The following is an 18,307-nucleotide window of genomic DNA, read 5'->3' on the forward strand; positions in this document are numbered from 1 at the left end:
CCCGCCGGAGGCATCGCGCGCCAGCGCAATCCCCCCGACAGAATGATCAGGCAGCCGGCATGCGGTTTTCGACGATCTCCGCCCACCAGGAACACCCGGCCGGAATCGCTTCGTCGTTAAAATTATACTCCGGGTGGTGCACCGAAGCGGAATCGCCGTTGCCCACAAGGATATAGGCGCCGGGGCGTTCCTCGAGCATAAAGGCGAAATCCTCGCCCCCCATCACAAGCGCAGCATCGTCACAATTGCCCGAAACTTTCCGCGCCACATCGGCGGCGAATTCGGTCTGTTCCTCGGAATTGACCATCACCGGATAGCCACGGATGTAACGTACGTTGACCGTTCCGCCAAAGGTCGTCGCGATCCCTTCACAAATCTCCTTGATCCGGGTTTCGGCAATCTCGCGCATCTCCTTGCTCATGGTGCGCACGGTCCCTTTCAACTGCACCCGCTGCGGGATCACGTTGAATGCCTTGGATGAGGTCTCGAAAGACGTCACCGACACGACGACCTGATCCACCGGATCGGCATTGCGGCTGGCGATGGTCTGAAGCGCCAGAACCGCCTGCGCCGACATCACCGTTGTATCGACGGTCTCATGCGGCTTGGCCGCGTGACCACCGCGGCCCTCGAATTGGATGTCGAACTGATCGGTCGCCGCAAAGAATGCACCCGGGCGGATCGCAAAGCTGCCGACCGGCATCCCGGGCCAGTTATGCATACCATAGACTTCCTGAATGCCCCAGCGTTCCATCAAGCCGTCGTCGCACATTTCCTTGCCGCCGCCGCCGCCTTCTTCGGCGGGCTGAAAAATCACCACGACGGTGCCGTCGAAATTTCGCGTTTCGCTCAGGTATTTCGCCGCGCCCAACAGCATCGCTGTATGCCCGTCATGGCCGCAGGCATGCATGGCATTGGGCGTTTTCGAGGCATATTCAACGCCAGTCTGCTCATTGATCGGCAAGGCATCCATATCCGCGCGCAGACCGATCACCTTGCCTGACCCGTTGCTCTTGCCCTTGATGACACCGACAACGCCGGTGCGACCGATGCCGGTCACGACCTCGTCGCAGCCAAAAGCCTCGAGCCGCTCGGCAACCAGCGCGCTGGTGCGGTGGGTCTCGAACAGAATCTCGGGGTTTTCGTGCAGATCTCGTCGCCACGTTGTGATTTCATCCTGCAACTCGGCAAAACGGTTTTTGACTGGCATTTTCAGCTCCTGGACTTTCGGGTGTTTCAGACGACAGGCAGGCGTTTTTCGACCAGTTCGGCGAACCAGCTGCACCCTGCGAGAATCGTCTCGTCGTTAAAATTGTATTCCGGATGGTGCAGTCCTGCACTATCTCCATTTCCCACGAAAATGAAGGCCCCCGGGCGGGCGTTCAGCATATACGAAAAGTCTTCGCCGCCCATGATCAGGGGCGCCTCCTCGCATCCGCCCGAGACCGAGCGGGCGATCTCGGCGGCAAAGGCTGCCGGTTCATCCGCGTTGATCGTGATCGGCACATGGCGCAGATATCGGGTTTCGACCGTGCCGCCGAATGTCGCGGCGATACCACTGGCAACCTCGGCGATGCGCGTTTCGATCATGTCCTGCATCCCGGGGCTGTGGGTCCGCACGGTTCCACGCAAAGTCACCGATTGCGGGATCACGTTGAAAGCATGGCTTGAGGTATCGAACGCCGTCACCGACAAGACGCCCTGCGCGACCGGATCGGAATTGCGGCTGACGATGGTCTGCAGCGCCACGACGATCTGGCTCGCCATGATCACCGGGTCGATGGTCTCATCGGGATGGGCCGCGTGGCCGCCCCTGCCGATCACGTCGATAAAGAACTCGTCCGTCGCGGCCATCACCGGGCCCGGCCTGATGGCGAACTGGCCGATAGGCATACCAGGCATATTGTGCATCCCATAAACCTCGTCGATGCCGAAACGGTCCATCATGCCGTCATCTATCATCGCCTTGGCACCGCTGCCCAGCTCTTCGGCAGGCTGGAAGATGACCGCGACAGTACCGTCGAAATTCCGTGTCTCGGCCAGATAACGCGCAGCGCCCAGCAACATGGCCGTGTGCCCGTCATGGCCACAGGCATGCATGACGCCCTCGTTCTGCGACAGGTATTCGGCGCCGGATTGTTCAAGGATCGGTAGCGCATCCATGTCGCCGCGCAGTCCGATCACCTTGCCGCTGGTATCGCTGCGCCCCTTGATAAGCGCGACGACCCCGGTACCGCCCAGACCGGGAACAACCTCGTCGCAGCCGTACTCGGCCAGCTTTTCCGCCACCAGCGCGCTGGTGCGGTGGGTTTCAAAGCCAAGCTCGGGATGGGCGTGAATGTCACGGCGGATGGCCGTGATGTCGCCATGCATCTCGGCAAAGCGGTTCTTAATGGGCATTGTGGTACTCCGTTCTTCCGACCACAGGCGATACGCCGGAATTTACTCCGGCGTTGCTGTCGTGACCGATCATGGCTGCTGCCTCAGGCCGCAGGCAGCCGGTCTTCGACTAGTTCAGCGAACCATGAACAGCCCACCGGAATGATCTCGTCATTGAAGTTGTAGGCCGGGTGATGCACGTGTGCGCCGCCGCCATTGCCAAGGAAGATATAGGCACCGGGGCGCTTTTCGAGCATGAAGGAGAAGTCTTCGCCCGCCATGATCGGCGAGGTTTCCCGCTCGACTTTGCCGGTCACCTTTTCTGCGATACCGGCGGCGATCTCGGTCTGGTCCTCGTGGTTCACCGTCACCGGATAGCCGCGCTTATAATCGATATCGGCGGTGCAACCATAGGCCTCGGCGGTCGCGGCGATCAGCTTGGTCACCCGTTCCTGCGCCAGATCCCGAACGCCGTTGTCGAGCGTCCGCACGGTGCCGCGCAGCAGCACCGTGTGGGGCAGCACGTTAAAGCTCTCATTATCGCTGCGGAAGGTACAGACCGAAACCACGACCTGTTTCAGCGGATCGACATTACGCGAGGCGATGGACTGCAACGCGATCAGGCAATGCGCCGCGCCGAGATTCGCATCGATGGCTTCATGCGGGGCCGCCGCATGGCCGCCCTTGCCAGTGATGGTAACTTCGAATTCATCAGTCGAGGCCAGCAAGGGGCCGCTGCGGATATGAAACGTGCCTTCGGGGTTATTGGGCATGTTGTGCATGCCATAGACCTCCTGAATGCCCCATTTCTCCATCAACCCTTCGTCGCACATGATCTTGCCGCCGGCACCGCCCTCTTCGGCGGGTTGAAAGATCAGCACGACCTTGCCATCGAAATTCCGTGTCTCGCTCAGGTATTTGGCTGCACCCAGCAGCATCGCCGTGTGGCCGTCATGGCCGCAGGCATGCATCTTTCCCGGATGGGTCGAGGCATAGTCGAGGCCGGTCGCCTCCTCTATCGGCAGCGCGTCCATGTCGGCACGCAGCCCGATGACCCGACCCGATGTGTCGGATTTGCCTTCGATCACTGCCACAATGCCCGTCTCGGCGACGCCGGTGGTGATGTCGGTGATCCCCATTTCTCGCAGCCGTTCCTCGACAAAGGCAGAGGTCTTGGGCAAGTCGAACATCAACTCGGGGATCGTGTGCAGATGCCGACGCCAGCCGGTGATTTCAGCGTGCATCTCGGCAAGACGGTTCTTGATGGGCATTCCCGTTATCCTTCCTGCAATCGGGCCACCAGACGTTTCATAAAGTCGTGGCCGGCATTGAACTGCTCGATGGTGATGAATTCATTCGGCTGGTGCGCCTGCGCAATATCGCCCGGCCCGCAGATGACCGAGGAATAGCCCGCGTTCTGGAAATGCCCGGCCTCGGTGCCATAGCTGACCACATGGGTCGCATTGTCGCCTGTGATTGAGCGGACAAACTCTTCGGCCAAGCCATTTTCTTCTGGGCGTAGGCCCGGCACGTCGAACAGCGGCTCGAGCACCACCTCGGTTTCGGGCTGTTTCGCTTGCATCGCCGCTTCGACCTTGCGCACGTGGTCGATGAAATGCTGTTTCCAGACCGCCTTGTCCTCGTTTGGCAGGACGCGCATTTCGATGTCGAACCAGCAATCCTTGGCGGTGATGTTACGCGCGGTCCCGCCAGTAATGTTACCTACGTGAAGCGTGGTGAAAGGCGGGTGGAACATCGCGGCCTGATCGGTCGGCGGGGCGTCCTGATTAGCGGTGTTCGTGTCGTTCACCCAGTCGATGATCCGGGCGGCCTCCATGATCGCACTGACGCCATAGGGCAAAAGCGAGCTATGAACTTCGAAGCCTTTGACATGGACGGTAAACCCCTGCCCGCCCTTGTGACCGGTCACCGCCTGCATCATCGAAGGTTCCCCGACGATCACAGCGTTCCCTCGCGGCACCACGGGCTGCATCGCCTCGATCAGCGGGGTCGCACCAGTGCAGCCGACCTCTTCGTCATAGGACAGCGCGATTTGCAGCGGGCGTTTGACCCCCTGCCGATGCGCTTCGACCAGCGCCCAGATCGCCATTGCGTCAAAGCCCTTCATGTCGCAGGTGCCGCGTCCGAAATACTTGCCGTCCTTTTCAACCACCTCGAATGGATCGCTGTCCCAAGCCTGACCGTCGATGGGCACCACGTCGGTGTGGCCAGAGAGAATAACGGCCCCCTCTTCCCAAGGTCCCACATGCGCAAAGAGCGCGGCCTTGGGCTCGTCAGGATGCGGAAAGCGGTGGGCTTCGATGCCGTGGCTCGCGAGGTATTCTTCCACCCAATCGATCAGCGGCAGGTTGCTGTCGCGGCTGATCGTCGGGAATGAGATCAGCTTTTGCATCAGCTCGAATGGCGTCAGATGTTCGGGCATTTCGGTGTCTTTACTATTACGTTCCACCCCGGTGCGCGGGGAGGAAATGGGTTCAGTATCCGCTGTCTGTCGTCAGGACGAAATGCCCGGGTTCGACTTCGCGGTACTCGGACGGGGCCGGTACATAGTCAGTCGGATGAATCGGCGACGGGATCGGTTTGAAATTCAGATCCTTTTCCGTCTTGCGGCGGCGCGGGTCCGCGATTGGCACGGCTTTCATCAGCGCCTGCGTATAGGCGTGCTGTGGGTTCTCGAAGACCCGCGCACGGGGACCGAGTTCCACGATCCGCCCAAGGTACATGACGCCAACCTGGTGGCTGACCCTTTCGACCACCGCCATGTCATGGCTGATGAACAGGAAGGACAGGCCCAGATCGGCCTGAAGCTCCATCATCAGGTTCAACACCTGCGCCTGAACCGACACGTCCAGCGCCGACACGGCCTCGTCCGCGATGATCAGCTTGGGGTTCAGGGCCAATGCGCGCGCGATGGCGATCCGCTGGCGCTGACCGCCCGACATCTCGTGCGGATAGCGGCGCATGAAGCTGCGCGGCAATTCGACCCGGTCAAAGAGCTTGGCAACACGGTCATGAATCTCGGGTCCGCTGGCGATGTTATAGTTACGCATCGGTTCGGCGACCTGATCGATCAGCTGCATCTGAGGATTGAGCGAGGCAAAGGGATCCTGAAATATCATCTGCATATCAAGCCGGGCGCGGCGCAACTTGCCCTGATCGAGCCCCAGCACGTCGACCCCGTCGATATTGATTTCACCGCTCAACGGCTCGACAAGCCGCAAGATCGACCGCCCTGCCGTCGACTTGCCACAGCCGGATTCCCCCACGAGGCTAAGCGTCTGCCCCTTGTTGATCGTAAAGGACACGTCCTCGACAGCGTGCACGTTGGCCACCGTACGCCGAAGGATGCCACCCTTGACCGGGAACCGGGTGGTCAGGTTCCTGACCGTCAGCAGCGTCTTTTCCGTGCCGGGGATCGATTCGATCTTTTGATCGGCAACGCCCATCAGCTTCATCGGCTCGGGCGCCGGTTTGCCGCGCATCTCGCCCAGCTTGGGGACCGCGGCCAGCAGGGCCTTGGTATAATCGTGCTTGGGGTTTTCAAAGATCTCCTCGACGGTCCCTTCTTCGACTTTGTTGCCGCGGAACATTACAACGACGCGGTCGGCCATCTGGGCCACGACCGCCATGTCATGGGTTATGAACATCACCGCCGTACCGGTTTCCCGCTTGAGGCGGTCCATCAATGCGAGGATTTCCGCCTGAATCGTCACGTCGAGAGCGGTCGTCGGCTCATCGGCAATCAGCAGACGCGGACGGCAGGCCATTGCCATCGCGATCACGACCCGCTGGCGCATCCCGCCCGAAAGTTCATGGGGGTATTGCTTGAGACGGCGTTCCGGCTCGGGGATTCGCACTTCGCGCAGCAGTTCCAGCGCGCGGGCCTCGGCCTTCTTCTTGTCCATATCGCGGTGCACGCGCAGGCCTTCGGTCAGCTGCCGACCGACCGTGAAAACCGGGTTCAGCGCGGTCATCGGCTCCTGAAAGATCATGCCGATCTCATTGCCGCGAATATCCCGCATCAGATCCTGTTCGGTCTGTGCCAGATCGATGCTATCGCCTTCCTTACGATTAAAAATTAGGCGGCCGCCAGCAATTTTTCCGCCGCCAAATTCCACCAGCCGCATCAGCGAAAGCGAGGAAACCGACTTGCCCGAACCCGATTCGCCAACGATGCAAACGGTTTCGCCGGGATTTATCGAGAAAGAAACATTTTCAACGCCGACAACGGGACCATCCTTTGTCTGGAATTCCACCCTAAGCTCACTGATTTGCGCAATCGGCTGATCCAGCATCTTCGCCCCGTTGTTTTTGATCTTAGGAACGCTAAGGCGCGGCATTGGCAACTGTCAAACCCTCTCGCCGGGTGACCCAAGGCAAGGCTTGCAATTTTTTCAAACTCTGTTTCGATAGTTTGATATCCGAACGGGGGGCTGGGTAAAATTAGCGATCAAAGGATTGTTTGGTCGTTTTTCAATACATTAGGTCCCGATCGGAGCGTCTGTATCCGCAGGCTAAGCGGAAAAAACGAGGCACGTATGTGTCCAACAAGGAGTGTAAAATGAAAAGAAAAGCCCTTTTGTTAGGAGCAATTGCAAGCATGGGCTTGGCCCAGGGCGCAATTGCCGAACGGGGATCGGACGGCAACGTCAGCATTATCTATTGGCAGGCGCCGTCGATTTTGAACCCGTTCCTGTCGGGTGGCACCAAGGATGTCGAAGCTTCGAGCATCGTTATCGAACCGCTTGCGCGCTATGACGAAAAAGGCACGCTGACCCCTTGGCTGGTCGACGAGATTCCTACCGTTGAAAACGGCGGTGTGAGCGAAGACCTGACGACCATCACCTGGAAGATCACCCCTGGCATTACATGGTCCGACGGTACGCCCTTCACCTCGAAAGACGTGAAGTTCACCGCTGATTACTGCATGCACCCCGAAGGCGGCTGCGCGCAGGTCACGAAATTCGAAAATGTCGAATCCATCGAAGCCGTTGACGATCTGACCGTCAAAGTAACCTTCTCGGGCCCGACGCCATTCCCCTATGGCCCGTTCGTCGGTGGCGAAAGCCCGATCATTCAGGCGGCGCAATTCGCCGACTGCGTTGGCGCGAAAGCCCCAGAGTGCACCGAAGCGAACTTCAACCCGATCGGCACCGGCCCCTTCGTCGTTGACGAATTCCGCCCTAATGACGTGATCACGCTTTCGGCCAACCCGAATTTCCGTCATCCGGACAAGCCCGCCTTTGCAACCGTGACCTTCAAAGGTGGCGGCGATGCGACGGCAGCCGGTCGTGCGGTGATGGAAACCGGCGAATTCGATTATGCCTGGAACCTCCAGCTTGCGCCCGACGTCATCGCGCAGATGGAAGCAGGCGGTAAAGGCGTTCCGGTTGCAGGCTTTGGCCCGCTGATGGAGCGGATCATGCTGAACAACACGAACCCCGACCCGTCGCTCGGGCCGGATGAGCGTTCGGTGATCCGCCCGCACCCGTTCCTGTCGGACCCTGCCGTCTACAAGGCAATGTCGCTGGCAATCGACCGTCCGCTGCTGGTCGAAGTCGGTTACGGTCAGGCAGGCAAGGTGACCTGCAACTGGGTACCGGCACCAGAAGTCTATGCATCGACCACATTCGACTGCTCGACCCAGGACATCGAAGGCGCCAAGAAGATGCTGGATGATGCCGGAATCGTCGATACCGATGGCGACGGCGTTCGTGAAAAGGACGGTGTACCGCTCAAGATCCTCTACCAGACCTCGACCAACGCCGTCCGTCAGGACTTCCAGGCGCTGATCAAGCAGTGGTGGAGCGAGATCGGCATCGAATCCGAACTGCGCAACGTCAACTCCTCGGTCTTCTTCGGCGGTGACCCTGGTTCCCCGGATACCTTCCAGAAGTTCTATGCCGACGTTGAAATGTACGCCAACACCTTCAACGGCACCGATCCGCAGTCGTATCTGGGCAACGCGCTCTGCGACAAGGCCCCGACGCCCGCAAGCCAGTGGCAGGGCGAGAACATCTCGCGCTTCTGCAGCGAAGAATATGACGCGCTGCACAAGAAACTTTCGCAGACGGCAGGCACCGAGGCACGCGCCGAGATCGCCAAGAAGCTCAACGACATCGTGATCGAACAAGGCGGCATGATCCCGCTGGTTCACCGTGGTCGTCTTTCCGCACATGCCAACACACTTGGCGGTGTTGTCCTGAACGTCTGGGACAGCGAGCTTTGGAACGTTGCAGACTGGTATCGCGCAGAAGGCTCCTGATCGCCTGACGCGGGGGCCCCGGCGTTTCATGCGCCGGGGCCACACCCAATATACCGCTCATTTCGGCCCCTGATTTTTCACAGCAGCGGAAAACAGGCTGAAAACCTTACTCTCTCATAGGCGCCGTTGATGCTGACTTTCACCATACGACGTTTGGTACTGGCGATTCCGACTCTGCTGTTCATCAGCCTTGTCATCTTTCTCCTTCTCGAACTTGCACCGGGCGATCCGATGGCCCAGGTGCCCCTGACTGTCCCCCCCGAAGTAAAACAACAGATGCGCGAGGCGCTTGGCCTCGGTGAACCGATACCGGTTCGTTACTGGAAGTGGATCGTCCAGTTCTTCTGGATCGAACCGCAGGTTCTCATAGACAATGTCTTTGGCACCAACCTGACCGAAGGCAAACTCCGCGTGATCTCGTGGCAGACCCGCTCGCCGGTAATGGACATCGTGGTTCAGCGTATCCCTCAGACGCTCTGGGTCGTGGGCACCGCCTATGTGGTCGCCACGCTGATCGCCATTCCGATCGGCATCTATTCCGCCTATCGCCAGTATTCGTGGTTCGATCAGGCAGGGACATTCGTGTCGATGATCGGCTTTTCGGTGCCGCCGTTCTTCTCAGGTGTTCTGGTGATCGTGATCTTCTCGGTCCAGCTTGGCTGGTTCCCGTCGATCTATGACACGACCCATGTGGTGAACAGCTGGGAAAGCTTTGTCGAACAGCTCCGCCAGATGATCATGCCGGTGATGGTACTGGCGCTTCAGATCACCGCCCAGACCAGCCGCTTCATGCGTGCCTCGATGCTCGACAACCTCAATCAGGATTACGTACGCACCGCCCGCGCCAAGGGGCTTGGCGAATACGCGGTAGTGATGGTGCATGTGCTGCGCAACTCGATGATCCCGGTAGTCACCGTCATCGCGCTTGGCGTGCCTGCGATCTTTGGCGGCGCGATCATCACCGAGCAGGTGTTCAAGGTGAATGGGATCGGCCAGCTGCTGATCACCGCAATCCAGGCCAATGACCTGCCGATGGTGCAGACGCTGACCTTCATCTTTGCCGCGCTGATCGTGATCTTCAACCTGATTGCCGATGTACTCTACGGCATCCTTGACCCGAGGATCCGCTATGACTGATCGTGACCGTCTCGTACCTGACGAAGGCCTCACCCCGGCCTCCGAAGCCCTCCCCGGCGCCGCCGGTCCGCTCAAGATCGACAAGCCACCGCGCGGCCAGTGGGCCGATGTCTGGGACCAATTCAAGCATCACAAGGGCGCCATGGCGGGCGGGATCATCTTCCTCGTCATCGTGCTGACGGTGTTCCTCGGGCCGCTTTTCTGGACGCTTGATCCCACCCTTCCAAATATACGGGACCGTAACCAGGGCATGAGTCTCGCGCATCCCTTTGGCACTGACCAGCTGGGCCGCGACATGTTTGCCCGCATGATGGCGGGGGGGCGGACCTCCGTGGCGGTGGGCATTGCCGCCATGCTGCTGGCGCTCTTCCTCGGGTCTTTCGTCGGCGTGGTGGCCGGGTTCTTCAAAAAACTCGACAGCCCGCTGATGCGCCTGACCGACCTATTCCTTGCCCTTCCGCTCTTGCCGCTGCTGCTGGTCATGATGCTGCTGTTCCGCGAGCCGCTGAACGCGACCTTTGGAACGGAACAGGGGATATTCATCCTGATTGTCTGCGCCATCGGCGTGACCAGCTGGATGCCGACGGCGCGGATCGTGCGCGGCGATGTTCTGGCGTTGAAAGAGCGCGAGTTCGTGCTCGCAGCGCGCTCAATCGGGACGACCAATGCCAAGATGATCACGCGGCATATCCTGCCGAACGTGCTGTCGCCGATCATGGTTTCCGCTACGCTCGGCATCGCCAACGCGATCATCACGGAATCGGCCCTGTCCTTCCTTGGTCTCGGCTTTCCGCCCGACTTCCCCACCTGGGGCCGGCTACTGTTCGATGCGACCGACTATCTGCAGCAGTACCCGTCGCGGGTTTTCTGGCCGGGCATGGCGATCTCGCTCACCGTGCTGAGCGTCAACTATCTTGGCGACGGTCTGCGCGACGCGCTCGATCCGCGCATTCGCGGTCGCTGAAAATTGGCTGCGCCGCCGCATTCACCGGCGGCGCGGCCCCTCAATTACCGTCGCGCCCTTGATCATTGCCGGGTTCTGCGCCATCTGAGTGGCCCAACCCCGGATGCGTGAGCTGGCCAATGTTTGAATCTCTTGGTTTCGTCGAAACAACCTCCCGCGAGGCAAGCGTGTGGCTTGGTCTCATGGTGGGTTTTCTCTTTGGCATTCTGGCCGAACGCACCAAGTTCTGCTTTCGCCGCTCTTTGGTCGGCGAAGACCGCCGCGAGGCGATGGGTGTCTGGCTGATGGCGCTGGCCGTTGCCGTGCTTGGAACACAAGCAGCGGTTACCCTTGGCTGGATCAGCTTTGCTGAACATCGGTTTCTCTCGCCATCCCTCCCCGTTCTCGCCATTGCTCTGGGCGGGTTGTTTTTCGGTGCCGGCATGGTGCTGACGCGCGGCTGCATTTCGCGACTGACCGTTCTGACCGGCACGGGCAACCTGCGCGCCATTACCGTGATCCTCGTTTTTGCCATCACCGCCCATGCGACGCTAAAGGGCGTGCTGGCCCCGCTCCGCGTGGGTCTTGGCAGTGTAACATTTGAGCTGGGCGAGATCACATCGCTGGCCGTTCTGCCCGGTGGCGCTCTGCTTTGGGCCGGGTTGATTGCTGTCGTCTGCCTTTTCATCGCGCTCCGATCCGGCAACAGCCCGGTGATGCTTGGCCTCGCCGGGCTGCTTGGCCTGCTGGTTCCGCTGGCATGGGTCGGCACAGGGTTCATCCTGTTCGACGAATTCGAACCCATCGCGATGGAAAGCCTCTCCTTCACCTTACCCTCAGCTGAAACGCTGTTCTATGTGGTAGCCTCCAGCGCCATCTCGGCCAGCTTTGGCCCCGGCCTTGTCGGCGGTGTCCTGATCGGGGCCATCCTGTCGTCGGTTACCTTTGGCAGCTTTCGCTGGCAGAGCTTTGCCACGCCGCGCCAGACAGGCCGCTACCTGACGGGCGGCGCGATGATGGGCTTTGGCGGGGTTCTCGCCGGTGGCTGCACCCTTGGCGCTGGCCTCTCCGGCGTTCCGACGCTCAGCTTTGCGGCGATCCTCGCCATTCTCTCGATCGCGGTTGGGGGCCTGGCAACCAATGCGCTGCTCAGTCGAGCCGCGCCCGCACCCGCCTGACCATCCACCAGACCAGCAATACGACCGGAATCGTTAGCACCGCCGTCAGCATGGGCTTGCTGATCCCCGTCGCATTGGCCAGCGGATACAACGGATAGGACACCAGCGAGACGGCGTAATAGCTGATCGCCACCACCGACAGTCCCTCGACCGTATGCTGCAAGCGCAGCTGCAAATCGGCCCGCCTGTCCATGCTTGCCAACAGCGCCTGGTTCTGGGCACTGCGCTCCACATCGACCCGCGTGCGAAGCAAATCACCGGTGCGGATCGCCCGTTCCGACAGGGCCGAAATCCGGCGTTCGGTCGATTTGACTGTCCGCATCGCCGGCTCATACCGTCGCATCATGAATTCCTGAAAGGTCTGACGCCCGCGAAACCGGGTTTCGCGCAGCGACGCGATCCGCTGGTTCACTAGCGCCTCATAAGCCCCCGTGGCCCCGAACCGAAAAGAGGACGTGGCAGAAAGCGTCTCAACCTCGGCCGAGACCGACAACAGGCTGTGCAGGGTATTCTCCGGCTCGCTTCTTTCCTCTGTCATTGCCACCATAAGCTCCGTCAGGCGCTTTTCCATCTCGCCGATTTTCCCCGACAGGTGACGCGCCCGAGAAAACCCAAGCATCGACATCGACTTGTAGGTTTCGATCTCGCAAAGCCGCTGCACAATCCGACCGATGCGCCGATCGCCCGTTTCCGGGTCGACGAACAGCGCAAATCGCATATGGCCCGAGGGGTCGATCCGGAAGTCACCGGCAATCATGGCCGCGCGTTCCAGCACATATGATGCGGCGAGGCTTTCGGGAACGAACCAGTTGGTCAGCGACGCCTCTATCGCCCGCTCCTCCATCATCGGCATGATATGCATGTTGATCGAGGTGATCCGCTCACCCGGCGCATCGTCGAGCCAGTCCTTGGGAAAGACCGAGAAATCAACCGGATCAAAGGCCCGGTCGCGCGGACCGTCGACCAGAACCGAGTAGGTCACGAACTCGGTGTGCTGCTCCCACTTGAGAACGTGCCGCCCGATCTGGCCGGAATAATGGATCGCACCGGGCTGCGGATGCGCCACCCCGTGCCGGTCGAGGAGGTCGGTCAGATGGGCGAGGTCGGCCGCCCGGTCCCGCGCCACCGCATTTTCGCGCCGCTTGATCGCAAGAAACACCACCGAGGACGGCGCCGACATGATCGGAAAGGGCCGCGCGTGCAGCTCATTGGCCAGTTGATAGCGTAGAGGATGATCGTCGATGGGGGGCATCTTTGCGTCCTTTCCCTGCCACCTTATCCGAGGGCGATCAGAACGCAAACTTAATGTTTTATATCATGTAGTTAATGGAATACAACGGTATACATCGCCGGCGTGAGCGTTCCGCATACTCAACCCCTGCGTGTGAGCCCCGCCCCAAACAGGGCTGCCAGATTGGCAAGGCTCTGCTGGTACGCCGGGTAATCCATCGTCACCATCTTGAGCCCCTTGAGCGCGGCGGTGATCGTTGCGGCAACGCTTTCCGCTTCTGCGGAAAGCTGTACCCGTCCGGCCCGGTCTTCCTTGCGCAGCCATTCGGTATAAATTGATTTCAGCCGCGCTTCCCCGGCAAGGGCAACATCGTTTGATATCGACTTGCCCGATTCCAGCAACTCGCGACCGTGCGGCGAGGTCAGCATGTCTTTAACCAATTGCCCCCCCTGTGCAGCAAAGGCGGCGCTGATCCTTTCGGCGACGCTGCCTTCTTCGGCCAGCGCCGCTTCCAGTTCATGTGCCGTCACCTCATAGAAATGCTCGGTCAGCGAACGGAAGATGTCTTCCTTGTTGCGGTAATGCAGGTAAAGCGCCGGGCGCGACATACCCGCTGCCCGGGCAATATCGTCCATCGAGGTCTTCTTGTACCCATAGGTGGCAAAGGTATTCCATGCGCCAAGCAGGATGTTTGTTTGCCTTTGGTCTGTACCCGTTTCAGTCATGGGAAACTGCCTGACATTTTCGCCCACTTTTGTCAATTGACACCCTGACACTTATAGTCCATTTTGTCAAAAGCGAACGTATCGAAGCCAATGCAAAGGATACAAGCAGCCATGTCCACTTCTCTCAAGATCAACGGTAAGACACATGATGTCGACCTGCCAGAGGATGTTCCCCTGCTCTGGGTCCTGCGCGACGAAATCGGCCTGACCGGCACGAAATACGGCTGCGGCGTCGCGGCCTGCGGTGCCTGCACCGTGCACATCGGCGAAACCGCCGTACGCAGTTGTCAGGTCGCGCTCGGCGATGTCTGGGACGATGTCACCACCATCGAAGGTCTGGGCACGCCTGAAACAATGGCCGTGATCCAAGCCGCGTGGGTCGAAAATCAGGTCGCGCAATGCGGCTACTGCCAATCGGGTCAGATCATGCAGGCCGCCGCTCTTCTCACCGAGAATGACTCACCCTCGGATGAGGACATCGACCTTGCCATGCAGGGCAACCTCTGCCGCTGTGGCACCTATCCCCGCATCCGGGCGGCGATCCACACCGCCTCTGCCAAGATGAAGGAGGTCTAGCCTATGTCGCGCATCGGTAAAATCGCCCGCCGCTCCTTTCTCATCGGGTCTGTGGCTATCGTCGGCGGCGTCGCTTTCGGCGCCTACAAGATCAACCAGCCCGCGCCGAACCCGCTGAAACCCGAATCCGGCCAGACCGCGCTGAACCCGTTCATCCTGATCGATGCCCAGGGCGTCACCCTGATCGCCCCACGGGCCGAGATGGGCCAGGGCGTGCACACCACCTGGGCGGCGCTCATCGCGGAGGAATTGGACGTGGCGCTGGAAGACGTGCGCGTGCTTCACGGCCCGGCGGGCAAGGCCTATTACAACTCGGCAATGCTGGGCGAAGCCCTGCCCGGCAAGGGCTATGACACTTCGGCCTTCCTCCACAGCGTAGGCGGCGCGCTTGGCCGTATCGGCCGTCTGGTCGACCTCCAACTGACCGGTGGTTCAAGCTCCATGAAGGACGGGTTCGTGCGGATGCGTGAAACCGGTGCCGCCGCTCGTGAAACCCTGAAACAGGCCGCCGCGACCCGGCTTGGCCTGTCCCGCGATGAACTAAAGACCGAGAACGGCATTGTGATCGCTCCCGACGGCAGCCGCTTTACCTATAGTGAGCTGGCCGAAGACGCCGCCGGAATTACGCCCCCGGACGTGACCCTGCGTGACCCGAGCGAGTGGCGTTACCTCGGCAAATCGACGCCTCGCATCGATGTGGTCGGCAAATCAACCGGGACGGCGCAGTTCGGCATCGACACCCGCCTTCCGGGGATGAAATTCGCAGCCCTGCGCGCCAATCCACGCCTTGGCGGCGGCATGAAAGGGTTCGACGCCAGCGCCGCCGAAACCATGCCCGGTGTCGAAAAGGTCGTCGACCTCGGCGATGCCGTCGCTGTTGTCGCGAAGAACACGTGGCTCGCGCAGCAGGCGCTCGATATGGTCGAGATCGACTGGGAAGACGCGCCCTACCCGCCCGAGACCGATCAGCTCTTTGACGCCATCGCGCGCAGCTTTGACGAAAAACCCAACTCCGCCATGCGCGATGACGGCGATGCGGAAACTCTGCCCGACGGTGCCAACGAACTGACCGCTGAATACCGCGTGCCCTACCTTGCCCACGCCACGATGGAGCCGATGAACGCGACCGCATTGCATGATGGTATCGCGCTTGACGTCTGGTGCGGCAATCAGGACCCGATTTTTCAGCAGAAGAAATGCGCCGAACTGGCCGGGATCGAACAGGAAAACGTCCGCATCCACACAACCCTAATGGGCGGCGGCTTCGGACGCCGGGCCGAGCTCGACTTTGCCTCCTACGCGACGCTCCTTGCCACGCAGATGAAGGGCACGCCGGTTCAGCTCACATGGTCGCGTGAAGAAGACATGCGTCACGATTTCTATCGCCCCGGTGCCATCGGTCGTTTCCGCGGCGCGGTAAAGGATGGCCGCGCAGTGCTGCTTGACGGTCAGATCGCGGCGCAGTCGGTGATGGGCCAGTCGCTGAAGCGCTATGCGGGCATTTCGCCAATGGGACCGGACAAGGTGCATGTCGAGGGTGCATTCAACCAGCCCTATGGCATCCCGAACTACCGCATTCGCGGCTATCTGACCGATCTCGCCGTACCGGTCGGATCATGGCGCTCGGTCGGGAATTCGCACAACGCCTTTTTCCACGAAACCTTCATCGACGAACTGGCCCATGCCGCCGGTCGCGACCCGCTTGATTTCCGCATCGAGCTGGCACAGGGCGTGCACGCGCCGTCCGTCGGCTGCCTCGAAGCGGTGCGCGAAATGTCGGGCTGGACTGGCAAGACACCCGATGGGGTCGGACGTGGCGTCGCCTTTACCTATAGTTTCGGCACCCCCGTCGCCGAGGTCATCGAAGTCGTGGACGAAGACGGCACCATTCGCATCCGCAAAGCCTGGATCGCTTGTGATGTTGGCACCGCGCTTGATCCGTCGATCATCAAAGCACAGATGGAAAGCGGGCTGATCTACGGTCTCTCCGCCGCCTGCTTTGGTGAGATCACTTTTGCCGGTGGCGAGGTCGAACAGTTCAATTTTCCGGACTACGACGCGCTGCGCCTGCATAACACGCCGGAAATCGAAACCCGCATTCTGGAAACCAACCCCTATCTGGGCGGGGTCGGAGAACCGGGAACGCCCCCGTCGATGCCTGCGCTCGGGAATGCCTTGTTCGACCTTACAGGCAAACGGGCGCGCTCCCTGCCCCTGTCGAAGGAATTCGACCTTCTGGCCTGACACTCGGGCGGGTCTGAAGGTCAGCCCAGTTCCATTGTCGCAATAGCCTGCAGGCTGGCGCCGCTTTGCGGGGCCGTGCCGCGATACATGCGGGCCGTTTCGAATCCGGGTTCGAACCCCAGTTCGACAAGCAGGGCGGCGAATGCCGTACTCTGCGTCGGCAGATCGATGATGACACGTTCCCCGGGCACGGCCACCATCGCCGCGCGCGCAAGAGCAAGGCCGCGCGCCGCGTCAGGGGCGATGATCGGACCAAGCTTGACGCCGTCTCGGCATTTTCTCGCGGTAACAAAGCCGATGTTGCTGTCGCCTTCGCACAGTACAAGCGTTTTCCGAGAACGATCGGGCGCGCACCAGACCGTCAGAAAGGTGTCTCTTGCGTACCCGTTCGCCGCGAAGTCGAGCGCGGCGATTGCTTCGGCATCGTCGGTCCGGGCCGAGCGCACCAGTCTCGAGGCTCTGGCCGTCAACCGCCCCTCGTAGCGCGTCGTTGCACCGCTGCGCTGAAACCCGGACCGGGCATAATTCGCCTCTTGCGCCGCGACGCCATCAAGCCCGACAACACGCTCGCCTGCGTGTATCAGGGCATGTTCCCAGAGCGCGAAAGCGATCCCCTTGCCGCGATGCTCGGGCAAGCAGAGGTACAACCCAAGAAAGGCGAAATCATCCGAATGGTTCACCACTGAAAGCGCAGCGACGGGCCGCCCCTCTTTATCGGCAACAAAGAACCCGTCAGGGTCGGTCGCATAAAATGCTGTCGCATCGCCAAGACCGGGGTTCCAGCCCTCCGCCGCCGCCCAGTTCAATATCTCTGGCATTTCCTCGGCGAATGCGGTGCGCAGGAGGAAACCACTCATTTCGCAAGCGCCTCTTTCAGCGTGCCCGGTATGGAACTGCTGTTGCGCAGGTCCAGCGAGGTCACCAGATCGAGCAGGTGGTTTTTCATCAGCTCTTCGGCAAGTTCCGCGTCGCGATCCACAAAGGCTGAGATCAGCGCATGATGCGCCTGGCTTTCGCAGAGCGCGGCACGACGCTGCCAGTAAAGCGCGATGATCAACGAAGACCGCGACACCAGTTCCGAGATCATCGTTTCTATGGTGGACTGGTCCGCCATGCGGGCGATCTCGATGTGAAACCGTCCCGACAGATAAAGCGCGCGCCCGCTCTCTCCGGCATCCAGCGCCGCATGTTCAGCGTCGATATGCGCCTGAAGCGCGCGGATATTGTCATCGGTCATCCGTTTGCAGGCAGAATGCGCAGTCCGGGGTTCCAAAAGCGAGCGCGCCTCAAAGACCTCCCGCGCTTCACGCACGGTCGGCTGCGCAACAAAGGCGCCCCGGTTGCGCTTGTGCTGTACCAGATGGCGATGACCAAGGCTTTGCAGGGCAGCGCGTACAGTGGTCCGGCTGATGCCATAGACCTCGCCCAGTTCGTCCTCGCCCAGTTTCGTACCTGGCGGCAGACGGTGTTCGTGGATCGCCCGCTCTAGATCCGCCGCCACCGCATCGGCTGTTCCCGGCTTTGATTGCAACTCGTTCATAACAGTCTCCAGTCGAAGATGATTCTGCTCTCACCGCGAAATGAGGGCAACCGCAATAGCGGGAGCAA

General features: G+C 60.6%; 15 protein-coding genes. 6 read left to right on the forward strand and 9 right to left on the reverse strand.

All coding sequences use genetic code 11. The features are described 5' to 3' along the window. Nucleotides 1-46: 46 nt before the first annotated feature. The 5 genes from MF268_RS02090 to MF268_RS02110 all read right to left on the reverse strand — a co-directional run bounded on the left by MF268_RS02090 (nt 47) and on the right by MF268_RS02110 (nt 6,695). The gene (locus MF268_RS02090; RefSeq protein ID WP_238369248.1) at nt 47-1,210 is read right to left on the reverse strand and encodes a M20 aminoacylase family protein; all 1,164 of its coding nucleotides are present in this window, start codon (nt 1,208-1,210) and stop codon (nt 47-49) included. Nucleotides 1,211-1,236: 26 nt separating this feature from the next. Further along, on the reverse strand, nt 1,237-2,400 hold the full coding sequence (locus tag MF268_RS02095) for a M20 aminoacylase family protein (protein WP_238369249.1): 1,164 nt from the start codon (nt 2,398-2,400) through the stop codon (nt 1,237-1,239). 83 nt (nt 2,401-2,483) lie between these two features. Further along, nucleotides 2,484-3,650, reverse strand: coding sequence for a M20 aminoacylase family protein (locus tag MF268_RS02100; protein ID WP_238369250.1), 1,167 nt, complete (start codon nt 3,648-3,650; stop codon nt 2,484-2,486). A 5-nt stretch (nt 3,651-3,655) separates the two neighbouring features. Next, nucleotides 3,656-4,822, reverse strand: a complete 1,167-nt coding sequence (argE, locus tag MF268_RS02105; RefSeq protein ID WP_238369251.1) for an acetylornithine deacetylase — start codon at nt 4,820-4,822, stop codon at nt 3,656-3,658. A gap of 52 nt (nt 4,823-4,874) precedes the next feature. After that, nucleotides 4,875-6,695 carry an ABC transporter ATP-binding protein gene (locus tag MF268_RS02110; protein ID WP_238369252.1) on the reverse strand — a complete coding sequence of 607 codons (1,821 nt, stop codon included), beginning with the start codon at nt 6,693-6,695 and terminating at the stop codon, nt 4,875-4,877. Between the two features lie 266 nt (nt 6,696-6,961). Here MF268_RS02110 and MF268_RS02115 point away from each other — a divergent pair, with 266 nt between their 5' ends. The 4 genes from MF268_RS02115 (at nt 6,962) to MF268_RS02130 (ending at nt 11,923) form a co-directional block, all read left to right on the forward strand. Beyond that, the gene (locus MF268_RS02115; protein WP_238369253.1) at nt 6,962-8,665 is read left to right on the forward strand and encodes a peptide ABC transporter substrate-binding protein; all 1,704 of its coding nucleotides are present in this window, start codon (nt 6,962-6,964) and stop codon (nt 8,663-8,665) included. Nucleotides 8,666-8,794: 129 nt separating this feature from the next. Continuing rightward, the gene (locus MF268_RS02120) at nt 8,795-9,802 is read left to right on the forward strand and encodes an ABC transporter permease (RefSeq protein WP_238369254.1); all 1,008 of its coding nucleotides are present in this window, start codon (nt 8,795-8,797) and stop codon (nt 9,800-9,802) included. Further along, a complete protein-coding gene (locus tag MF268_RS02125) occupies nt 9,795-10,766 on the forward strand; it encodes an ABC transporter permease (RefSeq protein ID WP_238369255.1) in 972 nt (323 codons plus the stop codon). Before MF268_RS02120 ends, MF268_RS02125 begins: the two co-directional genes overlap by 8 nt. 119 nt (nt 10,767-10,885) lie before the next feature. Further along, nucleotides 10,886-11,923, forward strand: coding sequence for a YeeE/YedE family protein (locus MF268_RS02130; protein ID WP_238369256.1), 1,038 nt, complete (start codon nt 10,886-10,888; stop codon nt 11,921-11,923). Here MF268_RS02130 and MF268_RS02135 read toward each other — a convergent pair. Together MF268_RS02135 and MF268_RS02140 are read right to left on the reverse strand one after the other, a co-directional pair. Beyond that, the gene (locus MF268_RS02135) at nt 11,895-13,175 is read right to left on the reverse strand and encodes a DUF3422 family protein (protein ID WP_238369257.1); all 1,281 of its coding nucleotides are present in this window, start codon (nt 13,173-13,175) and stop codon (nt 11,895-11,897) included. The genes MF268_RS02130 and MF268_RS02135 overlap by 29 nt on opposite strands. Before the next feature lie 119 nt (nt 13,176-13,294). Then, complete coding sequence (locus tag MF268_RS02140) at nt 13,295-13,879, reverse strand: TetR/AcrR family transcriptional regulator (RefSeq protein ID WP_238369258.1); 585 nt, start codon at nt 13,877-13,879, stop codon at nt 13,295-13,297. 111 nt (nt 13,880-13,990) lie between these two features. Here MF268_RS02140 and MF268_RS02145 point away from each other — a divergent pair, with 111 nt between their 5' ends. Together MF268_RS02145 and MF268_RS02150 are read left to right on the forward strand one after the other, a co-directional pair. Beyond that, on the forward strand, nt 13,991-14,455 hold the full coding sequence (locus MF268_RS02145) for a (2Fe-2S)-binding protein (protein ID WP_238369259.1): 465 nt from the start codon (nt 13,991-13,993) through the stop codon (nt 14,453-14,455). Nucleotides 14,456-14,458: 3 nt separating this feature from the next. Further along, nucleotides 14,459-16,699 carry a xanthine dehydrogenase family protein molybdopterin-binding subunit gene (locus MF268_RS02150; protein WP_238369260.1) on the forward strand — a complete coding sequence of 747 codons (2,241 nt, stop codon included), beginning with the start codon at nt 14,459-14,461 and terminating at the stop codon, nt 16,697-16,699. A 20-nt stretch (nt 16,700-16,719) separates the two neighbouring features. On the opposite strand, the gene MF268_RS02155 is transcribed toward MF268_RS02150, so the two are convergent. Together MF268_RS02155 and MF268_RS02160 are read right to left on the reverse strand one after the other, a co-directional pair. After that, nucleotides 16,720-17,556 (reverse strand): GNAT family N-acetyltransferase, encoded by an 837-nt coding sequence (locus MF268_RS02155; protein WP_238369261.1) that lies wholly within the window; start codon nt 17,554-17,556, stop codon nt 16,720-16,722. Continuing rightward, on the reverse strand, nt 17,553-18,239 hold the full coding sequence (locus tag MF268_RS02160; RefSeq protein ID WP_238369262.1) for a GntR family transcriptional regulator: 687 nt from the start codon (nt 18,237-18,239) through the stop codon (nt 17,553-17,555). The genes MF268_RS02155 and MF268_RS02160 overlap by 4 nt, the downstream gene beginning before the upstream one ends. Nucleotides 18,240-18,307: the final 68 nt, after the last annotated feature.

The sequence above is a fragment of the Heliomarina baculiformis genome, assembly GCF_019966545.1.
Lineage (GTDB): Bacteria > Pseudomonadota > Alphaproteobacteria > Rhodobacterales > Rhodobacteraceae > Heliomarina > Heliomarina baculiformis.